19 protein-coding genes and 1 pseudogene are annotated in these 22870 nt (G+C 63.2%); 4 read left to right on the forward strand and 16 right to left on the reverse strand.

Features of this window, described 5'->3' with window-relative positions; all coding sequences use genetic code 11:
• Positions 1-66 precede the first annotated feature (66 nt).
• The 4 genes from J0663_RS10680 to J0663_RS10695 form a co-directional block, all read right to left on the reverse strand.
• Positions 67-633, reverse strand: coding sequence for a NifU family protein (locus J0663_RS10680; RefSeq protein WP_207244347.1), 567 nt, complete (start codon positions 631-633; stop codon positions 67-69).
• Positions 634-742: 109 nt separating this feature from the next.
• On the reverse strand, positions 743-1234 hold the full coding sequence (locus J0663_RS10685; RefSeq protein WP_207244348.1) for a universal stress protein: 492 nt from the start codon (positions 1232-1234) through the stop codon (positions 743-745).
• A 121-nt stretch (positions 1235-1355) separates the two neighbouring features.
• Positions 1356-2420: a tryptophan--tRNA ligase gene (gene trpS, locus J0663_RS10690; protein WP_207244349.1), complete on the reverse strand. Its 1065-nt coding sequence runs from the start codon at positions 2418-2420 to the stop codon at positions 1356-1358.
• Positions 2421-2507: 87 nt separating this feature from the next.
• Positions 2508-2915 carry a VOC family protein gene (locus tag J0663_RS10695; RefSeq protein ID WP_207244350.1) on the reverse strand — a complete coding sequence of 136 codons (408 nt, stop codon included), beginning with the start codon at positions 2913-2915 and terminating at the stop codon, positions 2508-2510.
• Between the two features lie 187 nt (positions 2916-3102).
• Here J0663_RS10695 and J0663_RS10700 point away from each other — a divergent pair, with 187 nt between their 5' ends.
• Complete coding sequence (locus J0663_RS10700; RefSeq protein WP_085776727.1) at positions 3103-3531, forward strand: YcbK family protein; 429 nt, start codon at positions 3103-3105, stop codon at positions 3529-3531.
• Positions 3532-3735: 204 nt separating this feature from the next.
• On the opposite strand, the gene murJ is transcribed toward J0663_RS10700, so the two are convergent.
• From murJ to mutS, 4 genes are all read right to left on the reverse strand, one after another.
• Positions 3736-5322, reverse strand: a complete 1587-nt coding sequence (gene murJ, locus J0663_RS10705; RefSeq protein ID WP_207244351.1) for a murein biosynthesis integral membrane protein MurJ — start codon at positions 5320-5322, stop codon at positions 3736-3738.
• A 10-nt stretch (positions 5323-5332) separates the two neighbouring features.
• Positions 5333-8236, reverse strand: coding sequence for a [protein-PII] uridylyltransferase (locus J0663_RS10710; RefSeq protein WP_207244352.1), 2904 nt, complete (start codon positions 8234-8236; stop codon positions 5333-5335).
• A 131-nt stretch (positions 8237-8367) separates the two neighbouring features.
• The gene (locus J0663_RS10715) at positions 8368-8643 is read right to left on the reverse strand and encodes a hypothetical protein (RefSeq protein ID WP_207244353.1); all 276 of its coding nucleotides are present in this window, start codon (positions 8641-8643) and stop codon (positions 8368-8370) included.
• 11 nt (positions 8644-8654) lie between these two features.
• Entirely contained in the window at positions 8655-11381 is a 2727-nt protein-coding gene (gene mutS, locus J0663_RS10720) for a DNA mismatch repair protein MutS (RefSeq protein ID WP_207244354.1), read from the reverse strand.
• A gap of 113 nt (positions 11382-11494) precedes the next feature.
• On the opposite strand from mutS, the gene J0663_RS10725 reads away from it, so the two are divergent.
• Positions 11495-13777 (forward strand): NADP-dependent malic enzyme, encoded by a 2283-nt coding sequence (locus tag J0663_RS10725; RefSeq protein WP_207244355.1) that lies wholly within the window; start codon positions 11495-11497, stop codon positions 13775-13777.
• 132 nt (positions 13778-13909) lie between these two features.
• Here J0663_RS10725 and olsB read toward each other — a convergent pair whose 3' ends face one another.
• The 5 genes from olsB to J0663_RS10750 all read right to left on the reverse strand — a co-directional run bounded on the left by olsB (position 13910) and on the right by J0663_RS10750 (position 19659).
• Positions 13910-14788, reverse strand: coding sequence for a l-ornithine N(alpha)-acyltransferase (gene olsB, locus J0663_RS10730; RefSeq protein WP_207244356.1), 879 nt, complete (start codon positions 14786-14788; stop codon positions 13910-13912).
• A 108-nt stretch (positions 14789-14896) separates the two neighbouring features.
• The gene (locus tag J0663_RS10735) at positions 14897-17149 is read right to left on the reverse strand and encodes a PAS domain-containing hybrid sensor histidine kinase/response regulator (RefSeq protein ID WP_207244357.1); all 2253 of its coding nucleotides are present in this window, start codon (positions 17147-17149) and stop codon (positions 14897-14899) included.
• 55 nt (positions 17150-17204) lie between these two features.
• Positions 17205-17708 carry a signal peptidase II gene (lspA, locus tag J0663_RS10740; RefSeq protein ID WP_207244358.1) on the reverse strand — a complete coding sequence of 168 codons (504 nt, stop codon included), beginning with the start codon at positions 17706-17708 and terminating at the stop codon, positions 17205-17207.
• Positions 17705-18565, reverse strand: a complete 861-nt coding sequence (locus tag J0663_RS10745) for a TrmH family RNA methyltransferase (RefSeq protein WP_207244359.1) — start codon at positions 18563-18565, stop codon at positions 17705-17707. The genes lspA and J0663_RS10745 overlap by 4 nt, the downstream gene beginning before the upstream one ends.
• On the reverse strand, positions 18562-19659 hold the full coding sequence (locus J0663_RS10750) for a class I SAM-dependent methyltransferase (RefSeq protein WP_207244360.1): 1098 nt from the start codon (positions 19657-19659) through the stop codon (positions 18562-18564). The genes J0663_RS10745 and J0663_RS10750 overlap by 4 nt, the downstream gene beginning before the upstream one ends.
• Positions 19660-20071: 412 nt before the next feature.
• Between J0663_RS10750 and J0663_RS10755 the strand changes: the two genes are divergently transcribed.
• Together J0663_RS10755 and J0663_RS10760 are read left to right on the forward strand one after the other, a co-directional pair.
• Positions 20072-20527 (forward strand): SRPBCC family protein, encoded by a 456-nt coding sequence (locus tag J0663_RS10755; protein WP_207244361.1) that lies wholly within the window; start codon positions 20072-20074, stop codon positions 20525-20527.
• Positions 20528-20584: 57 nt separating this feature from the next.
• A pseudogene (locus J0663_RS10760) lies at positions 20585-21018 on the forward strand (GNAT family N-acetyltransferase).
• Positions 21019-21041: 23 nt separating this feature from the next.
• On the opposite strand, the gene J0663_RS10765 reads toward J0663_RS10760, so the two are convergent.
• The 3 genes from J0663_RS10765 to sppA form a co-directional block, all read right to left on the reverse strand.
• Positions 21042-21374 carry a LapA family protein gene (locus tag J0663_RS10765; protein WP_207244362.1) on the reverse strand — a complete coding sequence of 111 codons (333 nt, stop codon included), beginning with the start codon at positions 21372-21374 and terminating at the stop codon, positions 21042-21044.
• Between the two features lie 171 nt (positions 21375-21545).
• Positions 21546-21845, reverse strand: a complete 300-nt coding sequence (locus J0663_RS10770) for an integration host factor subunit beta (RefSeq protein WP_003544934.1) — start codon at positions 21843-21845, stop codon at positions 21546-21548.
• A 29-nt stretch (positions 21846-21874) separates the two neighbouring features.
• The gene (gene sppA / locus J0663_RS10775) at positions 21875-22825 is read right to left on the reverse strand and encodes a signal peptide peptidase SppA (RefSeq protein ID WP_207244363.1); all 951 of its coding nucleotides are present in this window, start codon (positions 22823-22825) and stop codon (positions 21875-21877) included.
• Positions 22826-22870: the final 45 nt, after the last annotated feature.

Below are 22870 nucleotides of genomic sequence, written 5' to 3' on the forward strand. Positions count from 1 at the left end.
CTGTTGCCTAACCATAAACCCGTCCGGCCGAACCTGAGATGAACGGCGGGGGCGAATTCGAGATTTTCAAGCGGCAATCACTTCCTGCACTTCGGGAACGAAATGGCGCAGCAGGTTCTGGACGCCATGCTTCAGCGTCGCCGTCGAAGACGGGCAGCCGGAGCAGGAGCCTTTCATGTTCAGATAGACCTTGCCGTCCTTGAAGCCGCGGAAGGTGATGTCGCCGCCGTCCTGGGCAACGGCCGGGCGCACGCGGGTCTCCAAAAGTTCCTTGATGGTCAGCACGATCGACTCATCACCTTCATCGAAGAATTCGTCGCCGGCATCGACATCTTCGGAGAGGATGGAGGCATCGCCCATAACCGGCTTGCCGGACATGAAGTGCTCCATGATGGAGCCCAGTATAGCCGGCTTAAGATGCTGCCATTCGGCGTCGTCTTTGGAGACGGAAATGAAATCATAGCCGAAATAGACACCGGTGACGCCCGGTATTTCGAACAGGCGGGCGGCGAGCGGCGAAGCTTCAGCCTCTTCGGCGCTGCGGAACTCGGCGGTGCCGTTTTCCATCACCACCTTGCCCGGCAGGAACTTCTGCGTGGCGGGGTTCGGTGTGGCTTCGGTCTGAATGAACATCTGGTTCTCCATGCGGCCGGCCCATGGTCTCGGCCGTCTTTAGAATTCTTCAAAAGAAGATAAGCCCATTGGCTGATCTAATCAAGAGACTCGTACTCAAGAAATAAGCTCAGCAGAGGGCGTCGATTTCCTCATTGGTCAGCGTATCCGGCAGCACGGTCACGGGAATTGGAAACGCCGCCGCGCGTCCGGCGACCGACGAAACCAGGGGTCCCGGGCCTTCCTTCGCCGAGCCGGCGGCAAGAACGAGGATTGCCACGTCGCGGTCTTCCTCGATCACGGCATTGATCTGCTCGGCCGCACTGCCTTCACGGATGACGACCTCCGGTTCGATGCCGATCGTCTCGCGCACGATTTGCGCGATCTTGGCGACGATTGCCTCGGCTTCCTCGCGCGCCTCGGCCCGCATGATCTCCTCGACGCCGAGCCATTGCTGGAAATCGCCGTTGGGAATCACATAGAGCAGCACCAGGCCGCCATTGGAATTCTTCGCGCGCCGGCCAGCATAATGAACGGCGCGCTGGCATTCGGGTGTCCCGTCGATCACCGCCATGAATTTGCGGCGGTGACCTTCGAGCCGTGAGAGTCGCTTCGATACCATGGGCGGACTCTGACACCCGAAGCGGAAAATTTGCAAGCCAGTTTTGCTGTGACCCGGTCAAGATTCGTGCGCTCAGGAAGACAGCCGCCGCACCATCGACGGCGCGACGAGGAGAGGTGTCTCAGTACAGGAAGCCGATGACGTCGCGCACCTGCTTCATCGTCACATCGGCGCGGGCCCTGGCCCGTTCTCCGCCCTTGCGCAGGATTGCATCAATATGGCTGGTGTCGTCCATCAGCCGGCGCATCTCGCCGGTGATCGGCGCCAGCACATGGATGGCAAGATCGACCAGCGCCGGCTTGAAGAAGGAGAATTGCTGGCCGCCGAATTCGGCAAGCACCTCGGCCTTCGATTTGTCGGCGAGCGCGGCATAGATCGCCACCAGATTGTCGGCCTCCGGCCGGCCCTGTAGCCCCTCGACCTCGCTCGGCAAACCGTCCGGATCGGTCTTGGCCTTGCGGATCTTCTTCGAGATCGCCTCCTCGTCGTCCATCAGATTGATGCGCGAAAGGTCGGAGGGATCGGATTTCGACATTTTCTTGGTGCCGTCGCGCAGCGACATGACGCGCGGCGCCGGCCCGCCGATCAGCGGCTCGACCATCGGAAAATAGGCATGCACCGGCTCGTCGCCGACGGTGATGTCGATGCCGTAACCGGTCTTGCGAATATGCTCGGCATAATCGAGGTTGAACTTCATCGCGATATCGCGGGCAAGCTCCAGGTGCTGCTTCTGGTCCTCGCCGACCGGCACATGAGTGGCGCGATAGACGAGAATATCGGCGGCCATCAGGCTCGGATAGGCGTAGAGACCGAGCGATGCCTGCTCGCGGTCCTTGCCGGCCTTGTCCTTGAACTGCGTCATGCGGTTCATCCAGCCGATGCGGGCGACGCAGTTGAAGATCCAGGCAAGTTCCGCATGCTGCGGCACAGCCGACTGGTTGAAGACGATATGCTTTTCCGGATCGATGCCGGCGGCGATAAAGGCGGCGGCGATCGAGCGCGTCTGGCTCGGCATGTCCTCGTGCACCAGCTGGGCCGTGAGCGCATGCATGTCGACGACGCAATAGATGCAGTCATTGCCTTCCTGCAGCGCCACGAAGCGGCGGATGGCACCGAGGTAGTTGCCGAGATGCAGATTGCCGGTCGGCTGCACGCCGGAGAATACGAGTTTCTTGAATTCGCTCATGTCGTCCTCAATAGGCTGGTGGAGGGCCCCAAGGCTTTTCGCCTATGTTGCTAACGCCGCGGCTTATGCACGGGCGACCGGTCGCAATCAAGTGGTTGGGGCTGCAGCATGCTGGATCAGGTCGAAGGTGTTGCCGTAAGGATCCGCAAAGACGGCGACCGTGCCGTAGACCTCATGCCTGGGCTGCTCCAGAAAGCGCACGCCGGCGGCAAGCATGGCGGCATGATCGCGGGCGAAATCGTCAGTCTTCAGGAAGAAGCCGACGCGGCCGCCCGTCTGGTTGCCGATTGCCGCGCGCTGCGCCTGGTTTGCCGCCTGCGCCAGCAGAAAGGCTGCGCCATCCCCGCCTTTCGGCTTCACGACCACCCAGCGCTTGCCCTCCGGCTGGGGCTCGTCCTGAAGGCAATCGAAACCGAGGGGGCCGCAATAGAAGCCTTTGGCGCGGTCGTAATCGTCGACGACGAGCGTGACGAGAAAAAGAGACTGGACGGTCATGTGATCTCCCATGTTTGGATGTTTATTCCATCTAGAACGCGAAGGATGCTCACTTTTAAGCCGAATTGATCAGCGTCCTTAGTTCAAAATGAGTATAAAATTTCACAGAAAAGCTCTTATTGAACTGAAAATCCTCTCCGCACACTGGCGGCCCGTCAGTCGCCAGGCCAACCGCCCGGAGGGGACCATGCAGAACACCCGTTTGCTCGTCATGGCAGGCCTTTTCGCCCTACAATCCGCAACCGATGCCGTCGGTCAAGACAGCAAGAGACCGGCCGTTCATCTTCCCAAGCATGAGACGCGACTTGCCTATGCGGTTCAGACCGTCAGCGTGCGCGCCGGCTGTTTTCCAGAGCGCCTGCGAGCGATCCTCTCACATATCGCCGCAAAGACCGGACGCCGCCCGATTGTTACCTCCGGCCTCCGGCCACATCCCCGCCGTCATGGCTCCCTGCATGGAAAATGCCTGGCGGCCGATATCCGGGTGCCGGGCCTTTCGGAACGAACCATCATTGCTGCCGCCAAGACAGCTCCAGGCATCGGCGGCATCGGCAGCTATTGCAACGGCATCATTCATGTCGATGTCGGCCCGCAGAGACGATGGGTCGATTGTTAGGCGAGCGAGAAAAGTGTGCAGGGGTTTTGTGCCGCGGCGGTCAGGTTTGCGCCGGCGGCTTTTGCCCCTCACCCTAACCCTCTCCCCATAAAGGGGGCGAGGGGACGTGCCTACGAGAGGCGCGGCGGCGCGGCAAGTCCCTTCTCCCCGTCAGAACGGGGAGAAGGTGGCGGCAGCCGGATGAGGGGCTTTCTCGGCAATCAACTAGCTTTGTGCATCCTTCGCCGGCACCGGCTTGCGGTTCAGATTGCGCCGAATCATGCCGAGGTCGGCTCCGCCGATCAGGAAGGCGGCGGCGAAATAGATGAGCATTGCGATTGCGATTAGCAGCCCCAGCGTACCGACCTTGGTCAGAAGCGGCGCGCCGGAGGCGAGCCACGGCGCCCAATATTGCTTGAGGAAGACGATTGCCGCGGCCATGACGGCCGAGGCGACGATCAGCAGGGCGGCGCGTTTTGCCAGCGCCCATTCCCAGGTCAGATGGCCGCGGCGCAAAAGCGTGGTGAACAGCAGCAGCGTGCTGATCCAGCCGGCGGTGGCTTCGGCGACAGCGATGCCGGGCGCGCCCATAAAGGGGAACAGGGTCAGCGCCGTCGCGCAGTTGGTCCCCACTGCGATCGCCGAGAAGCGCATCGGCGTCTTGGTGTCCTCTCGGGCATAGAAGCCCGGCTGCAGCGCCTTGATCAGCACGAAGGCCGGCAGGCCTATGCCGTAAATGGCCAGGATCGAGCCGACGACGAGGGTATTTTCCTGGTGGAAGGCGCCGCGCTCGTAGAGCACGCGAATGATCTCGTCGGACAGGATCCAGAGGGCGAAGGCGGCGGGAATGGTCAGGAACAGCACGAATTCGATCGAACGGTTCTGCAGGTTTGCCGCTTCGCGTAACGCGCCGCCCTTCAGCGCCCGGGCCAGTTCCGGCAGCAGCACGACGCCGACGCCAACACCGACGACGCCGAGCGGCAGCTGGTAGATCCGGTCGGCATATTGCAGCGCTGCGATCGCGCCGTCACGGGAGGAGGCGATCGCCTGGCCGATCAGCTGGTTGATCTGGGTAATGCCGCCGGTCACCGCGGCCGGCACCGCCAGTATCAGCAGCCGCTTGACATTCGGCGTCATCTTCGGGAAGCGCAGGCCGATGCTCATGCCGGCGGCCAGCACGCCGATATAGACGACGGCGAGCTGCAGCAGGCCGGCCATGAGCACACCCCAGGAAAGATACCAGGCCGTCGCCAGCGGATCGGCGCCGGTATAGAGCGAATAAAACAGCGCCGCGATCATCACCACGTTGAGGAAAACGGGAGCGATGGCGGCGGCGAAGAAATGATGCAGCGAATTCAGCATGCCGCTCATCATCGCCGTCAGCGACATGCACATGAGATAGGGAAACATCACGGCCGCCATGCGGATCGTGATCGAGAACTTGTCGGGATCGTCGGCAAAGCCCGGCGCGATGATGAAGCGCACCAAGAGCGGCATGGCAAGCTCCATCACGATGGTGATGAGGAGCAGCACCGAAAACAGGACGCCGAAGACCTCTTCCGAAAAGCGCTTGGCGCCGTCGGTGCCGTTCGCCTCGATCTCCTTGGCAAAGAGCGGCACGAAGGCGGCGTTGAAAGCGCCTTCGGCAAACAGCCGGCGGAAGAGGTTCGGGAAGCGGAAGGCGGCGTAGAAGACGTCGGCCATCGGCCCGGTGCCGAGCGCCGCCGCCATCAGTGTTTCGCGGGCGAAACCGAAGATGCGGCTGCCGAGGGTGGCGCCTCCGACGGTCGCGAATTTCTTGACGAGGCTCATGCGTGCGGGCTCATGTGGGAGAATCGGCTTTCTTTTCTGCGGGGGGCGATATCCGGGTGGCGGCCGGCGCGATAATGCCGGAAGGCATGCGTTCGCGCAGTTCGTCCTCCTCCTCGGCCATCACGGCCTTCATCCGGGCGGTGATGTTGGCGCGCTTGCTGTCGCCCGATATCTTCTGGCCGACAAGGTCGGTGACGTAGAAGGTGTCGATCACCTTTTCGCCGAACGTGGTGATGCGCGCCGACTGGATGTCGAGCGACAGATCGGAGAGCACCGCTGTCATTTCCGACAGCAATCCCGGCCGGTCGAGGCATTCGACCTCGATGACGGTGAACTTATTCGACAGGCTGTTGGTGATGTTGATCGACGGCGGAATGACGAAGGCCTTGCTCTTCTTGCGGTTGCGCGTGCGCGTGGCAATGACCTCGGGCAGGCGCTTGCGGCCGGACAGCACATCTTCGATCATCCGACCGATCGTGGCGGCGCGGCGCAATTCGTCGGCATCGTCGGCAAATTCGCGGCTGACATGGATTGTGTCGAGCGCCCGTCCGTCCGACGTCGTGAAGATCTGCGCGTCGACGATGTTGGCGCCGGCCGCGGCACAGGCGCCGGCAATGACGGCAAGCAGGCGCGGATGGTCGGGCGACAGCACAGTGATTTCGGTGATGGCGTGGAAACTGTCGGTGCGCACCATGGTGGCGAGCGCCTGGCCCGACTTGTCGGCCTGGCGGATGAAATGGGCGTGGCGGATCTGGTCCTCCAGCGGGACGGAGAGCAGATAGGGCTGGTAGTGCAGCTTGGTATAGGTATTGCGGTCCTTCTGGCTCCAGTCGGCGAGCGCAGCGCGCAGTGCCTCGGCGGCAGCATTGGCCCGCTCCTTGCGCGAGACCTCTGAAAAGCCGCCGGCCAGAAGCAGTTCGGTTTCGTAATAGAGCGTGCGCAGCAGCTGGCCCTTCCAGCCGTTCCATACGCCGGGGCCGACGGCGCGAATATCGCAGATCGTCAGGATCAACAGCATCTTCAGCCGGTCGAGCGACTGCACGCGGTCGGCGAAGTCGATGATCGTCTTACGGTCGGTGAGGTCGCGGGTCTGCGCCACCATCGACATGGTCAGATGTTCCTCGATCAGCCAGACGACGAGTTCCGTCTGCTTCTGCGACAGGCCGAAGCGGGCGCAGAGCTTGCGGGCGACACGGGCACCGGCGATCGAATGATCCTCCTGGCGGCCCTTGGCGATGTCATGGAGGAGAACGGCGACATAGAGCGCCTCGCGCTCCTCGATCCCCGAAATCAACTTGTTGGCGAGCGGATGCAGGTCCTCCGCGCGTGACTTGTCGATTTCGGAGAGGACGTCGACGGTGCGGATCAGATGCTCGTCGACGGTATAGTGGTGATACATGTTGAACTGCATCATCGCGACGATTTTGCCGAATTCGGGAATGAAACGGCCGAGCACGCCGGCCTCGTTCATGCGCCGCAGGATGAGCGCCGGATCGCGCTTCGACGTCAGGATCGACATGAACAGGCGGTTTGCCTCGTCGTTTTCCCTGAGCGTATTATCGATCAGGGCAAGCGAGCGGGTGACGCGTTTCAGTGCGTCCGGATGGAATTCCAGCCCGTTGATGTCGGCGACGTGGAAGAGCCGGATGATGCTGACGGGATCGCGTTTGAAGACCTCGGCGTCGGCGAGTGCGATGCGGCCGCGGTCTTCGACGAATTCGACGCTGCCGGCAATCTTGCGCGTGCGATGGGTGAAGCGGCTGATGACGCCGGTCAGGCCCGGGATCGATTTGGCCTGCTGATCTTCGAGTGCAGCGCAGAGGATGCGGGTAAGATCGCCGACATCCTTGGCGACGAGGAAGTAGTGCTTCATGAAGCGCTCGACCGCCGAAAGGCCGGGGCGGGTATGGTAGCCGAAGGCTTCGGCGATCTCGCGCTGGATATCGAAGGACAGCCGTTCCTCGGCCTTGCCGGTCAGGAAATGCATATGGCAACGCACCGCCCAGAGAAAATCGTCGGCTTTCTGCAGCAGTCGATATTCGTGCTTCGACAAGACGCCGAGCTTGACCAGCTCCGCCTGGTCGCGCACGTGATAATAATATTTGGAGATCCAGAACAGCGTGTGCAGGTCGCGAAGCCCGCCCTTGCCTTCCTTGACGTTCGGTTCGACGAGGTAACGCGTGTCGCCCGCCTTGCGGTGGCGCTCATCGCGTTCGGCCAGCTTGGCGGCGATGAATTCGGGGCCGGTGCCGGTGACGATCTCCTTGTCGAAACGGGCTTCGAGCTCGGTTTCCAGCCGCTGCAGGCCGCAAATATAGCGCATCTCCAGGATGGCGGTGCGGATCGTCATGTCGGACTTGGACAGCGCGATGCATTCCTCCACCGTCCGGGTGGCATGGCCGACCTTGAAACCCATGTCCCAGAGCATATAGAGCATGAATTCGACCGCCTTGTGCGTCTCGTCCGCCGGCCTCGGCAGGAAGAGAAAGAGCAGGTCGATATCCGAGCCGGGCGCCAGCGTGTCGCGGCCGTAACCGCCGACGGCGGTGACCGCGAATTTGTCCTTCTGCTGCGGAAAGATATGCGTCGTGGCGAAATTGTGGAGGACGGTGATGATCTGGTCCTGAAGCCAGGAAATCCGATAGGCGCATTTGAGCCCGCTGCCGTCGGCGGCCAGGGCCGCGCGCGCCCTCTGCCGGCCTTCGGTGCTCGCCCTTTTCAGCGCCGCCAGAAGATCGGCGCGCATGATGTCGGGCCGGGTCCGGTTGGCCTCGACAACGGCGTCGCACTGCTTCTGCAGAAGCTCGACGTCAAGGATATCGGAGAAATCGAGGTCGCGCATCGCGCTCACAGGAGCGGTTTCCTGTTCATGCCGGGCTGCCGGATCGGGGCTTGCCTCACGTTTCATCTGCATGCGCTATAACCTCATTGCCCGGCGATTGACACGGGGCTTCATACTGCAAGAACCTTTAAATTTGGCGAAATGGTGTTGCCATGCTGCAATGCGGGACGCTTTGTCGCCAGCGGCGGTCTTGCCGAAAAGCCTCAGCCTGCGACGTGCGCATGCAGCGAATACAGCACCTGCCGGGTCTCGCGCAGAATCTCCTCGAGCGTTGCCCTGTCGCATTCGCCATAACCTGCTTTGGCGATCGACGTTGCGAGTTCAGAGATCATAGCGCAGGAGCGGGTGATTTTCAGCAGGCCGATCGGTGACGTCCAGCCGCGGGCATTGCGATCCTTGTCGGCGCGCCGCATCGTGTCGAGCATCGAGCAGATGAGCGACAGGCGCTCGGTTTCGCGAACCAGCTTTTCCATGAACATGGCGCGCGCTCCTATTTCAGCTTCTTCTTGAGGTCGTAAAGGGCATCCATCGCCTCGCGCGGCGTCATGTCGTCGAGGTTCATCGCCTTCAGTGCCTCCTCGACCTTGGACGGGCCGCGGGCCGTGTCCTCACGGCGCACCGCCACCTGGAACAGCGGCAGGTCGTCGATCAGCTGGCTCGCCGGATTCTTGCGGTCGGCATCTTCGAGGCGGGTGAGCACGTCGCGGGCCCGCGCCACGACCGAGGCCGGAAGCCCGGCAAGACGGGCGACCTGTATGCCGTAGGAGCGGTCGGCCGCGCCCGGCCCGACCTCGTGCAGGAAGATGACGTCGCCGTCCCATTCCTTGACGCGCATCGTGGCGTTCGATAGCCGGCCAAGCTTTTCCGACAGCACGGTCAGCTCGTGGAAATGCGTGGCGAAGAGGCCGCGGCAGCGATTGGCCTCATGCAGGTGCTCGACGGCGGCCCAGGCGATCGACAGACCGTCGAAGGTGGCGGTGCCGCGGCCGATTTCGTCGAGGATGACGAGGGAACGGTCGCTCGCCTGGTTGAGGATCGCCGCCGTTTCGACCATCTCGACCATGAAGGTGGAGCGTCCGCGCGCCAGGTCGTCGGATGCGCCGACGCGCGAGAACAGCCGGTCGACGATGCCGATATGGGCCGATGTTGCCGGCACGAAGGAGCCCATCTGTGCCAGGATGGAGATCAGTGCGTTCTGGCGCAGGAAGGTCGATTTACCGCCCATGTTCGGACCGGTCAGCAGCCAGATCGCCCCGTCCTTTTCGCCGGTCTTTGGCGAGAGATCGCAATTGTTGGCGACGAAGGGGCCGCCGGCCTGGCGGCGCAGCGCCTGTTCGACGACCGGATGGCGCCCGCCCTCGATCGCAAACATCTTCGAGCAGTCGACCTGCGGCCGGCAATAGGCCTGCTCTTCGGCCAGCAGCGCCAGGCCCGCGGCGACGTCGATCACAGCAAGCGCCCTGGCGCCTGCCTTGATTGCCTCGGCTTCAGCCACGACGGCCGCCGTCATCCTGTCGAAGGCTTCGAGTTCGATCGCCAGCGCCCGGTCGGCGGCATTGGCGATGCGGCTTTCGAGATCCGCAAGCTCGGTCGTAGTGAAGCGCATGGCGCTCGCCATCGTCTGGCGATGGATGAAGCGTGCCTTCGCCTCCGCCGTATCCGTCATCGGGGCGGCATTGCCGGCGGTCACCTCGATGAAATAGCCGAGGATATTGTTGTGCTTGATTTTCAGCGACCGGATGCCGGTCTCCTCGGCATATTGCAATTGCAGACCGGCGATGACGCGGCGGGATTGGTCGCGCAGCGCCCGGACCTCGTCGAGCTCGGCGCTCGCGCCATCGCGCAGGAAGCCGCCGTCGCGTTTCAACAGCGGCAGTTCATCGGCGAGCGTCTCGGCAAGCAGGTTTTCGAGGGTCGGGGGCAGAGCCTTCAATCCCGCGAGCGCCTCGCCGAGCTCTTCGGGCAGCATCGCCTGTCCAAGCATCTCGGCAAGTTCGGCTGCTGCTTGAAGCCCCTGGCGGATCGCCGAGAGATCGCGCGGTCCGCCGCGATCGAGCGCCAGGCGCGAGAGCGCGCGCGGCATGTCGGGGACATGTTTCAGCGTGTCGCGCAGATTTCCGCAGAGCGAAGGCTCGTCAATCAGGAAGCCGATCGAATCCAGCCGCGCATTGATGCGGGTGGGGTCGGTCAGCGGCGACATCAGCCGTTCGGCGAGAAGCCGCGCGCCTCCGCCGGTGACGGTGCGGTCGATCGCCTTCAAGAGCGAGCCGTTACGCTCGCCCGACAGCGTGCGGGCGAGTTCCAGATTGGCGCGAGTGGCAGGATCGATGAAGAGCGTCGACGCCGCACTTTCCCGCTCGGGCTTGCCAAGCGGCGGCCGCTCGGCGATCTGCGTCTTCTCGACATAGGCGACGGCGGCGGCCGCCGCCGCCAGCTCGGCGCGCGAGAAGCTGCCGAAGCCGTCGAGTGTGGCGACGCCGAAATATCGCGCGATCCGGCCTTCGGCGCTGGCGCTGTCGAAGAGCACGGAAGGCTGCGGCACGGCGGTGCGGCCGAGCACGTCGAAAACGGGCTTGAGTTCGGGATCGTGGAAGATCGTATCGGGCAGGATCAGCTCGCGCGGATCGAGGCGCAGGATATCGGCAAGCAGCCGCGAGGCTTCCGTCTCGGCCAGGCGGAAGACGCCGGTGGAAATATCGATCCAGGCAAGCGCCAGCGCCGGCTCCGCTCCGCCGCGAATGCGCGCCAGCGCCATCAGATAGTTGGATTCCGATGGCGAGAGCAGCTTTTCCTCGGTGATCGTGCCGGGCGTGACGAGACGAACGACGTCGCGCTTGACGACGGATTTGCCGCCGCGCTTCTTGGCTTCGGCCGGATCTTCGATCTGTTCGCAGACGGCGACGCGGAAACCGAGCGAAATCAGCTTCTGCAGGTAATCGTCGGCCGCATGCACGGGGACGCCGCACATCGGGATATCCTGGCCCATGTGCTGGCCGCGCTTCGTCAGCGTGATGCCGAGCGCGCGGGCGGCCTCCAGCGCGTCTTCGAAGAACAGCTCGTAGAAGTCGCCCATGCGATAGAACAGCAGCGAACCCGGATTGTTCGCCTTGATCTCGATATATTGCTCCATCATCGGCGTCGCCGAGGCGCGGCTTTCCGCCGTGGCGAGCTCGGCAGCCGAAAAGGCTTCATTCCCAATGTCTATTCGTGCGTTCACGGAGGTGCAGTTTTTCCCAAAAAAACAGGTGCCAACCCTATCCGCGCGCCGCTATAGATGACAACAGCATTTGAGGAAGAGCGAAGCGTCGCCCACAGGACGTTGGAGGATTTATGCCCGATATCGATAAGAAGGACCGGCCGGTGACCTCGGTGACCGATCAGGAGGCGCTCGATTTTCACGCCATGGGCCGCCCCGGCAAGCTGGAGATCAACCCGACCAAGCCGATGGCGACGCAGCGCGACCTCTCGCTCGCCTATTCCCCGGGCGTTGCCGTTCCCGTCAAGGCGATCGCCGCCGATCCGCAGACCGCCTATGACTACACGGCGCGCGGCAATATGGTCGCCGTCATATCCAACGGCACGGCCATTCTCGGCCTCGGCAATCTCGGCGCGCTGGCGTCCAAGCCGGTCATGGAAGGCAAGTCGGTGCTCTTCAAGCGCTTCGCCGACGTCGATTCCATCGACCTCGAGATCGACACGGAAAATGTCGACGAGTTCATCAACTGCGTGCGCTTCCTCGGCCCCTCCTTCGGCGGCATCAATCTCGAGGATATCAAGGCGCCGGATTGTTTCGTCATCGAAAGCCGGCTACGCGAGCTGATGGACATTCCGGTCTTCCACGACGACCAGCACGGCACGGCGATCATTGCCGCCGCCGGCCTGATCAATGCGCTGGAGCTGACCGGCCGCGACCTGAAGACAACGAAGCTCGTCTGCAACGGTGCCGGGGCGGCGGCGATCGCCTGCGTCGAACTGATCAAGGCGATGGGCTTCGCGCCCGAAAACATCATCCTCTGCGACACCAAGGGCGTCATCTACCAGGGCCGCACCGAGGGCATGAACCAGTGGAAATCGGCGCATGCGGCAAAGACCGACGCGCGCGCGCTGGAAGAGGCGATGAACGGTGCGGATGTCATCTTCGGCCTGTCGCAGAAAGGCGCCTTCTCAGCCGACATGATCCGCTCGATGGCCGACCGGCCGATCATCTTTGCCATGGCCAATCCCGATCCCGAAATCACGCCGGAGGAGGTCGCCCGCATCCGCGACGACGCCATCATGGCAACGGGCCGTTCCGATTATCCGAACCAGGTCAACAACGTCCTCGGCTTTCCCTATATCTTCCGCGGCGCCCTCGATGTGCGTGCCTCCACCATTAACGACGCGATGAAGATCGCCGCCGTCAAGGCGCTGGCGAATCTCGCCCGCGAGGATGTGCCCGACGACGTAGTCGCCGCCTACCAGGGCAACCGGCCGCGTTTCGGTGCGCAATATATCATTCCGGTTCCCTTCGATCCGCGCCTGATCTCGGCAATCCCGGTCGCCGTTGCAGAAGCTGCGATCGAAAGCGGTGTCGCCCGCAAGGTGATCACCGACATGGCCGGTTATGCCCGCGAGCTTTCGGCGCGTCGCGATCCGATCGCCTCGACGCTCGCCAGCCTCTACGAGCGCGTGCGCCGGCGCCCGAAGCGGATCGTCTTTGCCGAGGCCGAGGAAGAACAGGTCCTGCGCGCCGCACTTTCCTACGCCAACCAGCAGCTCGGCACCGCCATCCTGCTCGGCCGCGAAGACCTGATCCGGGCGACGGCCGAACGTGCCGGCATCGATCTCAACCGGCCCGGCCTCGAAATCGTCAACGCCCGCATCTCTACCCGCGTCGAGGCCTATATCGACTATCTCTATGCCCGGCTGCAGCGGCACGGTTATCTCCACCGCGACGCGCAGCGGCTGATCCACAACGACCGCAACCACTTCGCCGCCACCATGGTGGCGCTCGGCGACGCCGACGGCATGGTGACGGGCATCACCCGCAACTATTCGACGGCGCTCGAGGATGTGCGCCGCTGCATCGACGCAAAGCCTGGCCACCGCGTCATCGGCGTGTCGCTGGCGCTCTGCCGCGGCCGCACGGTCTTCGTCGCCGATACGGCGGTGCACGATATGCCGACGGCCGAAGAGCTTGCCGATATCGCCGAGGAGGCCGCGGGTCTGGCGCGACGCATGGGCTATCAGCCGCGCGTCGCCCTGCTGGCCTATTCCACCTTCGGCCATCCCTCCGGCGAACGTTCCGAGCGGGTGCGCGAGGCGGTGAAGATCCTCGACCGGCGCCGCGTCGATTTCGAATATGACGGCGAGATGGCGGCCGACGTCGCGCTGAACCGCAAGGTGATGGAGCAATATCCGTTCTGCCGCCTCTCCGGTCCGGCCAATGTCCTCGTTATGCCGGCCTTCCACTCGGCCTCGATCTCGACCAAGATGCTGCAGGAACTCGGCGGCTCGACGGTAATCGGCCCGATCCTGGTCGGCTTCGACAAGCCGGTGCAGATCACCTCAATGGGCGCCAAGGACAGCGACATCGTCAACATGGCGGCAATCGCCGCCTATGGTGGTTCGTAAGAAGAGACTAGTGCGGGCTGCCGCCACCGAACGGAGTCGAGACAAATGTCTCGACCCGCCAGGTTCGGGTGAGGAGCAGCTATCGGTGCGAACCGGGCAGCGGTGCGACGAAGCGAGAACTATGAATTGCGATCAGCTCGCGAAGCGGCCGGCGTCGGCGCCGTAATAGTTCAGGTAGCGGTCGGAAATGCTGGAGATCGGCAGTACGATCAGCACGTCGGTCGTGTTGAAGGCATGATCGATGACCGCGCTGGAGCCGACCATCGCACCGAGGCGCAGATAACCCTTGATCAGCGGCGGCAGGGCCATCAGCGCCCGCTTCGGGTTGACCGCCTCGGCCGGCATCAGATCCATGTTGCGGGCGAGATGCGGCAGTGCGCCGACCGCCCATTCGTCCTTCGCCAGCACATTGTGATAGAGGAAGGACAGGGCCAGCGCATGGCTTTCGAGATAGACGCCGGGGAACGAAGCGCAGCCGAACATCGCGCTCATGCCGTACTTCAGCGCATAGGCCCAGTTGCCCTGCCACAGAAGCTCGACGGTGCGCTTGGTGCGGTACTCCGGCAGCACGCAGGAGCGGCCGAGTTCCATGAAGCGTTTGTCGGGATGCTTGGCGATGAGATCATCGATCTCGAATTCGGAAGCCGAGTAAAAACCGCCATTGGCCATCGCGACATCCTGGCGCAGCAGCCGGTAAGTGCCGACGATCTGGTCTTCCGGGTCGCCCTCGATCAATCGGTCGAGAACGAGAAGATGGTCGCAGAAGGCATCATAGGCGTCGACGTCGCGCTGGCGCCGCATGGCCTCCTGCGGCAGCTGCGCCTTCATCTCGTCGACGAAGACGCGGTAGCGTACGGCCTGGGCGGCATCGATCTCGCGTGCCGTGCGGGCAAGGCGGGTTTCCAGATTGCCGATCCGGCCGAGGATGTCGCCGTCCTTCTGCTCAGCAGCCGTCGACGGCCGTGCAGTCTCCGCGGTGACGTCACGATTCAGAATGTCGATGGAGGACATGGCGATTCTCCCGTTGCCGGCTTATCGACGCCATAAAACACTTCTGTACGACAGGAAAGTGACATATTGCATTTCCCGCTGCAACAACCCTTGCCGGTTCCACGCTCCTTACCGCGCCTCTGCCCGGCGGGCGGAAAGTGCTGCGACCGCCTGAACTTCGGTCAGCAGCCGCACCGGGTCGACCGGCTTTACCATGACGCGGTTGGCGCCGTTGAGCAAGACTTGGCGGCGTGATTCGTCGCTCTTGTCGGCGGTGAGCACGATCACCGGCACCGGGGCAAGATCGAGCCGCCTTTCGTGGCCGCGAAGCCGTCCCAGCATGTCGATGCCGTTGCCGCCGGGCATCGAAAGGTCGCTGATGATGATGTCGGGCCGGGCATCGACCTCGCCAAGGGCGCAATCGAGCAGCGTCTCGAAATCGTCGACATGGCGCACCTTGTGTCCGCCTTTTTCCAGGACGACGCGCACCAGCATCGCATTGATCGGGTCGTCCTCGCCGAGCAGAATGCTGAGCCCGCTCGCGGCGACCCGCGTCTCCGCCACCGAAAGCCCGAAGCCCGGCTGGTTGTCGTTCAGCGCGTCGCGCTTCTCCATGCCGCGCATGCGCCCGCGCAGCACATCGATCAGCGACTGTTCGCGCAGCGGCCGGATCAGCCAGGCATCGAACAGGTCGAGCGGATGGGCGCTGCGCTCTTCCGGGTTGACGAGGAGAACCTTGCGCAGGCCGAGGGCAGCGATTTCGGCGCGATCGGCAAGGTGGGCTGAAAATTCCGCCGACATGCGATGGTCGACGATGATATCGGTCGGGCGGCCGCCGCCGGTCGCCATGCCGAGCAGCCTTGCCCGTGCCGTTTCGCCGTCGCCGACGAGATGGCAGACGCCGCCGAGCGCGGTGATCGTTTCGGCGATGGCGGTGCGCGCAGCCCCGGCCGGCGCCAACAGCACGACGCTGTTGCCGGCAAGCAGCATGTTGCGCCGGTCGGGCCGCTCGGTGCCGAGTTCGACGGGGAAGCGGATGGTGAATGTGCTGCCCCGGCCCTTTTCGCTGGCAACCGTCAATGCGCCGCCGAATTCGCGCATGATACGGGCGGAGATGGCAAGGCCGAGCCCGGTGCCGGCGCTCTTGTCGGCAACGCTTCCGCCCTGCTCGAACTCGCCGAAAACGCGGGCCTGCTCCTCCGTCGTCATGCCGGGACCGCTATCGGCCACGGTGATCAGGAGGTCGCCGGCGTCAAGCGAGACGCGGATGAAGACGCCGCCGACCTGGGTGAACTTCACCGCGTTGCCGATGACGTTGAACAGAACCTGGCGCAGCCGCGCCGGATCGAAGCTCATATTCTCGGGCACATCGGATGATACGGTGGCGCCGATCTCGATGCCCTTTTCATGCGCCCGGTGGGCGAGCATCTCGACGACGCTTTCGAGAAGCTTGCGCAGCGATTCCGAGCGCGGATGAAGCTCGAAGCGGCCCACCTCGATGGTGGAGAAATCGAGCAGGTCCTCGACGAGCTGCGTCAGCGCGTGGCCGGATTGGCGGATGTTTGCCAGATAATTCTGCTGCTCCTGCGTCAGCCGCGTCTCCGCAATCAGGTGCGTCATGCCGAGGATGCCCGAAAGCGGCGTGCGCACTTCGTGGCTGACGGTGGCAAGCAGCCTGGATTTGGCGGCGCTGCTATATTCGGCCTTCTGGCGAGCCTCCTCGCGGCTCTGCGCGATCAGCCGTTCTTCGGTAACGTCGCGGGCGACGCTCTGCAGCAGCAGGCGGCCATTGGCCGGATCGCGGGTCACGACGTCGCGCCAGAGGAAGATGCGCTGCCCCTCCGGCGTCGAAATCTCCACATCGTAACAATGTGGGATCGGGCCGGGGCGGAAGGCCAGCCCGATCTCCTCGCAGGTGCGTCCTTCCGGACGCAGCCGGCCGGTGAGGCGGCGGAACGTATCGTTGGCGGAGATGATGCGCCGGTCCATGGTGCGGCTGACGGTGATGTCGCCGAGCACGTCGTGCACCTCGGCGAACAGCCTCGTGCCATCGTTCCACGCCGGCAGGGACGGGCGGCCAGGCCTGTTTGATCTCCGCCGACGGATCATCAGGACGGCATAACTGGCGATGACCGCAAGGCCGAGAACGACGAGCCCGCCTGAGAGCAGCAGCGGGTCGCCGGCATGGGCAAGCAGCATGAGCAACATTGCGGCAAGGAAGCCGGCGCCGCCCAGCCAGTAGAACAGCAGGCGCCGTGTCGGCGTCGGTGTCGCTGCGCGTGGTCGCGGGCAGGGCTGCCCCATCCGCTCCTGGAGCGGCTTGGCGGCGGATCCGCCGAAGGCGGCGGACAATCTTTCCTGCAACTGTCCCAGGTTCTGCATGGTATCCGGATAACATGAGGCTTATTCCGAATGCCTTCAGGAATTCGATAAGATTTTAGCGGCCGGCCTTTTTCGGCAGCAGCAGCTCCTCGAGTATGACGCAGCCGGCGCCGATCGTGATGAAACTGTCGGCGAGATTGAAGACCGCGAAAGACCAGCTTTCGGTGTAGAAGAGGATGTAGTCGATCACATGCCCGTAGGCAAAGCGGTCGACAAGATTGCCGATCGCCCCGGCAATGATCAGCGCATAGCCGAGATGGGCGAGCCAGCGGTCTTTTGCCGTGCGGTACCAGAGCCAGATGACGAAGGCGACGATGAGGAGCCGCATGCCGACGATGAACCAGCCGTCCATGCCCGACAGCATCGAAAAGGCGACGCCGAGATTATAGGTGCGGTAGAGCGCCAGCATCGGGAAGACGGGCACGGCTTCCTGCAGCGGCAGGTAATGATCGACGGCGATCTTGACGGCCTGGTCGATGAGAACGGCGGCGACGATGAAGAAGAAGATCGGCACCGGGCGCGAAAACAGCGCGGGGCGTGCATGCGTCGGTTCGGTCATTTGCCCTCGGCAAGTGAGAGGAGATGGCGGCGCGCCTCGAAAAGCATGACGGCGGTAGCGACGGCGAGGTTCAGGGAATCGGCGCGACCCTGCTGGGGAATCCGGGCAAGCGCATCGGCTTGCCCGGCGAGCTGGTCCGGCAGGCCGGATTGTTCGTTGCCCATTAGGAGCACGATGGGCTTCTTCCGGTAGTCGATCGTGCGGTAATCGACGGCGCCGGCCAGATGGGTGGCGATGACGGAAACGCCGGTCGATTTCCGCCAGGCGATGAATTCCTCCGGCGTTGCGCGTGCGACCGGAACGGCGAAAACCGAGCCCATCGTGGCCCGCACGGTTTCGAGCGAGAAGGGATCGGTTGCCTCTCCGACCAGAATGACGCCGGAAGCCCCGGCCGCATCCGCCGTGCGGATGATCGTGCCGAGATTGCCGGGATCGCGCACCCGGTCGAGCGCCACCCAGGTCTCACCCTGTTGCGGGCGAACATTTTTGAGCGGCGTCCAGCGCTGCTCGAAGATGCCGACGACCATCTGCGGATTGTCGCGCCGGGTGATCGAGCCGATCACCTTTTCGCTGACTTCGAGCACCAGCCCGCCAGAGGCGACGGTCTTTGCCGCCATCTGTTCGACCAGCGGCTTGCCCTTAGCCGCCTTGGCATAGACCAGCGTGCGGATCGTCCAGCCGAGTTCGATCGCGTCGATGACGAGCTTCAGCCCTTCGGCGAGGAAAGTCCCGCTTTCCTCGCGCGACTTCTTGTTCGTCAGCGCCTTGATGTCCTTGATGATCGGATTGGCGAGCGAGGTGACTTCCTTCACCTGTCCGACCCTGCGCGGTCCCTGATCGTGGAAGTCTTTGCTCATTGCGGCACCCAGCGGGAAAAGAGGGAGGTGGAAAGCGCCCGGCCCGCAGTCCGGCCATCCGTGCCGGCCTCGCGAATGACCAGTTCGCCGGATTCGACCGCACCGCCGGCGCCGCGCATCGTCTCGCGCATCAGCTCGTGGATGGAATAGAAGCTGGCGCGGATCGAATAGGCCGTCAGCACCAGGCCGACCGCCTTCGGCGACAGGATCTCGCGGCAGATGTCGAGCATCAGCGGCAGGTGCTCGAAGAGATGCCAGACTTCGCCATTGGGACCGCGGCCGAATTTCGGCGGGTCGGTGAGGATGATGTCGTACTGGCTGCCGCGGCGTTCCTCGCGCAGGATGAATTTCATCGCATCCTCACAGATCCAGCGGATCGGCAATTTCTCCATGCGCCCGAGCGCCTGGTTTTCGCGCGCCCAGCCGATCGCCTTCTTCGACGCGTCGACATGGGTGACCTCGGCGCCGGCGGCGGCAGCGACCAGCGAAGCCACACCGGTATAACCGAAGAGGTTCAGCACCTTCAGCGGCCTGCCGGCCTGTTCTACCTGATCCTTCATCCAGCTCCAGTGGACGATCTGCTCGGGGAAGACGCCGACATGCCGGAACGAGGTGAAGCGGCCGAGGAAATCGACGCCAAGCAGATTGAGCGGCCAGGTTTCGCCGAGCGCCTCCCTCGGGAAACGCCAGCGACCGGTGCCTTCCTCGTCGGTATCGCCGGTGAAGACGGCGTCGACCTTTTCCCAGATCTGGGGCGCCAGCGACGGCCGCCACAGCGCCTGGGCTTCCGGCCGGATGATCCGATAGGGGCCGTACTGTTCCAGCTTCTGGCCATTGCCGCTGTCGATCAGATGGAAGTCGCCGGCTCCAAGCGATTCAAGGATCACCGGCACGCGCTCGATCGGACGCTCGCCGGTTCGTGTCATCAGGGGGCGGCTGACGGGGGCCGGGGCTGCGGTCTCGCGTACCGTCTCGCGGCCAGCCGCGGGCCGCGCGGCCGGCTTCGGCGGCCGGCCCGCCCGATCATCCCTGCGGCTCTCACCGGAGGGACCGGCTGTCTTCTTCTGGCCCGGCCGGCGTTCTCTTTGTTTCAATGTGCTCTTCCGCGTCTCTGTCGGAGGTGTCTTTCTAGGTTTTTCGTCCTCTAGCCCAGAAGACCGCGCCGGATCAACTGCGCCGACCAAGCCTTGAAACAGGTTCTCCCCGCGCAGCTTTTATTTCAAGCCCTCGGATGCCTGTGCAGGCAGCCGATTATCACCAGATAGCTGTGGCTGGCGTCGAAGGTATGGATTCGGACCGCGGCTCAAGAGAGAGCCTCGTCCTGACGTGCCCTTCGAGGCTCCGGCCTATGGGCTGCCCACCGCAGGACGAGGTCCGTTGAAGAATGCCGCACGGTCAATTCCTCGCTCGCCCAGATCGCAAGTCCGCCGGATAACATTCTCCTCCAGCTTGGCAAAGCGCTTTCCCGCTGGGATAAGATGGGCGAATCGCAGATGGAGCTATCGAATGGATTTCACCGGCGAAGAACGTATCGCCGCGCCGCGCGACATGGTCTGGGCGGCGCTGAACGATCCCGAGATCATGCGCGGCTGCATTCCGGGCTGCCAGAACATCGAGCAGCTGTCGCCCGATGTTTTCGAGGCGACGATCAAGGTGAAGTTCAGCCTGCTGTCGGCCACCTTCCATGGACTGCTGACGCTGTCGAATATTGATGCCCCGAAAAGTTACACGTTGTGGGCCGAAGGCAAGGGTGGCATTGCCGGCTTCGCCAGGGGCAGCGCCGATGTCGTGCTCGAGGACCGCGGCGTCGAGACGATCCTGCATTACCGCGCCAGGGCCGAACTCGGCGGCAAGCTCGCCCAGCTCGGCGCCCGCCTGCTGGATTCGACCTCGCAGCGGCTCGCCGAAGGCTTCTTCTCGGATTTCAATGCTGCCGTCGTCGCAAAAATGGCCGTTGATTGAGGGCTGAAGGCGTGGGTGCGGCTTGGCGCGGACAGGAGCTTGGTTTAAGCCGACATCATGACATGGACCATCAGGCCGCCGCGGGCGGAAGACCAGGAAATGCTCGCGGACATCTATCTTTCCGTGCGGCGCCAGACATTCGTCTGGGTCGATCCCGGTAAATTCCATCACGAGGATTTTTCCGCCCATACCAATGGTGAGACGGTCTTCGTCTGCGAGCATGCCGATGGCAGCCTTGCCGGCTTCTTGTCGCTCTGGCCGGAGGACGATTTCATTCACATGCTTTATATAAGGTCGGAATCCAGGGCCGCGGCGCCGGCACGGCGCTGCTCCAGGCGCTGCCGGAATGGCCGCAGCATAAGTACCGGCTGAAATGCCTGGTGAACAACCGGCGGGCGAAGGCTTTCTACCTTTCACACGGCTTCGAGGTGACCGGCAATGGCGCGTCGCCGGAGGGCGACTATGAGGAATTAAGCTTTTTCCCGCTCTGATCGTGCGCGAATGTCGAGCCGGTTTACCGGGCCGGAAGCTGCCCGGCGATTTCCTCGGCGCGGCTCTTGTGGCGGTCGGCCTCGCCCTGCCAGCGGATGGCTTCCTTGGCCTCGGTGCGGGCGCGCTTGCGGTGCTTGCCCTGGCTGAACCAGGTGGCGGCCGAGCCGATCAGCATGCCTGATATCAGCGCGATGAACAGGAAGACGAAGAAGGGCGCCGAAACCGCAAGCACCTGATCGTCGGGCCGGAACGGATTGAAAGCGAGCGTGACGCTTTGCCGGTTGGCGACGCAGAAGACGATGAGGATGACGCCGAGTGGCAGCAGAATCAACAGGTTGACGATCTTCTTGGCCATTTGAGGTCTCCACGCGCCGGTTGCGCCCGCACATCTTTCAAGATGGGCAAAGGGTGCCGTTATATGCATCGACCCGAAAATCGATTCCGATTTTCGGGTCGATGCGCTAGCAGAATAGGAAAACGCTCTTCAAGTTCAAGTGCGGTTTCGCCGCAGGCCGCCTGGTACGGCTCAATCCTCTTCGTCGGCCTGGCCGGGATTGAGCCGCTCGCGCAATTCCTTGCCGGTCTTGAAGAAGGGAACCCACTTCTCCTCGACGAAGACGGTGTCGCCGGTGCGCGGGTTGCGGCCGGAGCGGGAAGGGCGGTTCTTGACCGAAAACGCGCCGAAGCCGCGTAATTCGACGCGGTTGCCCGCAGCCAGTGCATCGGTGATCTCGTCGAGAACCGCGTTGACGATATTTTCGACGTCGCGATGATAGAGATGCGGGTTGCGTGCCGCAACAATCTGCACCAATTCGGACTTGATCACAGTCGCCCCCTTAAATTATTGATTTCTTATCAATCGTGGCCAACCTGCCAAACTGAAAGCAGCCCGTCAAGAAGCAACTTCGGGGGCAGGATTCCATTGATATCCTGGCCTCTGACGAGATCATCATAACCAAAGATAGCAATCAACCGTGAAACAGCTCCAGCGAGCAGAAAAGGCGTATTGCTCTTCTTGTCCCAGTCGACCATCGGCAGGTCGGCATTGATGCCGCGCGATTTGAGATAGGCACGAATTTCCGCCTCGCCGCCGATCGTGTCGATCAGTTTGGCCGTGAGCGCCTGCCGGCCGGTGTAGATCGTGCCGTCGGCGAGTTTCAGCACCTCGTCGCGCGGCAGCTTGCGCCGGTCGGCGACCAGATCGACGAACCAGTTGTAGCTGTCGAGCACCATGTTGCGGATCATCGCCTTGGCCTCCTCGCTCGCCTCGTGGAAGGGTGAGGGCTCGGCCTTCAGCGGCGAGGACTTGATCTCCTGCAGCGACACGCCGATCTTGTCGAGCAGCGGCTGGATCTGCGGATATTGGAAGATGACGCCGATCGAGCCGGTAATCGAGCTGTCGCCGGCAATGATCGTATCGCCGGCGGTGGCGACCATGTAGCCGGCGGAGGCGGCCAAGGTGCGCACGTCGGAGACGACCGGCTTCTTGGCTGATATGGCACGGATCGCCTTGAAGATTTTTTCCCCGCCATAGGTCGTGCCGCCGGGCGAGGAGATCGAAATCACCGCGGCCTTGACCTGATCGCTGGTCTCGACCCTCTTCAACCGCTCCAGCAGCTCGTCGTCGTCGACAATCAGCCCCGATATCGTCACATGGGCGATATGCGGGCTTGCCGTGCCGGCATCGCCGACGGCAAAGCGGTAAAAGGCGAATCCGAGCGCCACAATGAGGGCCGCGGCGAGGATGCGCCAGAAGCCGAGCTTGCGGCGCAGCCGCCGGCGATCCGCAATGATCGAACTGTCCATAGAAACCTCCAGCACTGACCCGGTGTCGGCCTCGCGCCGATCGAT

This window comes from Rhizobium lentis (assembly GCF_017352135.1).
Lineage (GTDB): Bacteria > Pseudomonadota > Alphaproteobacteria > Rhizobiales > Rhizobiaceae > Rhizobium > Rhizobium lentis.

Coding starts and splice junctions, on each gene's coding strand:
- J0663_RS10755 (WP_207244361.1), top strand. CDS start 20,072: ATGGATTTCACCGGCGAAGAACGTATCGCCGCGCCGCGCGACATGGTC.
- lspA (WP_207244358.1), bottom strand. CDS start 17,708: ATGACCGAACCGACGCATGCACGCCCCGCGCTGTTTTCGCGCCCGGTG.
- J0663_RS10725 (WP_207244355.1), top strand. CDS start 11,495: ATGCCCGATATCGATAAGAAGGACCGGCCGGTGACCTCGGTGACCGAT.
- J0663_RS10715 (WP_207244353.1), bottom strand. CDS start 8,643: ATGTTCATGGAAAAGCTGGTTCGCGAAACCGAGCGCCTGTCGCTCATC.
- murJ (WP_207244351.1), bottom strand. CDS start 5,322: ATGAGCCTCGTCAAGAAATTCGCGACCGTCGGAGGCGCCACCCTCGGC.
- J0663_RS10695 (WP_207244350.1), bottom strand. CDS start 2,915: ATGACCGTCCAGTCTCTTTTTCTCGTCACGCTCGTCGTCGACGATTAC.
- J0663_RS10680 (WP_207244347.1), bottom strand. CDS start 633: ATGTTCATTCAGACCGAAGCCACACCGAACCCCGCCACGCAGAAGTTC.
- J0663_RS10735 (WP_207244357.1), bottom strand. CDS start 17,149: ATGCAGAACCTGGGACAGTTGCAGGAAAGATTGTCCGCCGCCTTCGGC.
- J0663_RS10685 (WP_207244348.1), bottom strand. CDS start 1,234: ATGGTATCGAAGCGACTCTCACGGCTCGAAGGTCACCGCCGCAAATTC.
- J0663_RS10765 (WP_207244362.1), bottom strand. CDS start 21,374: ATGGCCAAGAAGATCGTCAACCTGTTGATTCTGCTGCCACTCGGCGTC.
- trpS (WP_207244349.1), bottom strand. CDS start 2,420: ATGAGCGAATTCAAGAAACTCGTATTCTCCGGCGTGCAGCCGACCGGC.
- J0663_RS10710 (WP_207244352.1), bottom strand. CDS start 8,236: ATGCAGATGAAACGTGAGGCAAGCCCCGATCCGGCAGCCCGGCATGAA.
- J0663_RS10745 (WP_207244359.1), bottom strand. CDS start 18,565: ATGAGCAAAGACTTCCACGATCAGGGACCGCGCAGGGTCGGACAGGTG.
- olsB (WP_207244356.1), bottom strand. CDS start 14,788: ATGTCCTCCATCGACATTCTGAATCGTGACGTCACCGCGGAGACTGCA.
- J0663_RS10700 (WP_085776727.1), top strand. CDS start 3,103: ATGCAGAACACCCGTTTGCTCGTCATGGCAGGCCTTTTCGCCCTACAA.
- sppA (WP_207244363.1), bottom strand. CDS start 22,825: ATGGACAGTTCGATCATTGCGGATCGCCGGCGGCTGCGCCGCAAGCTC.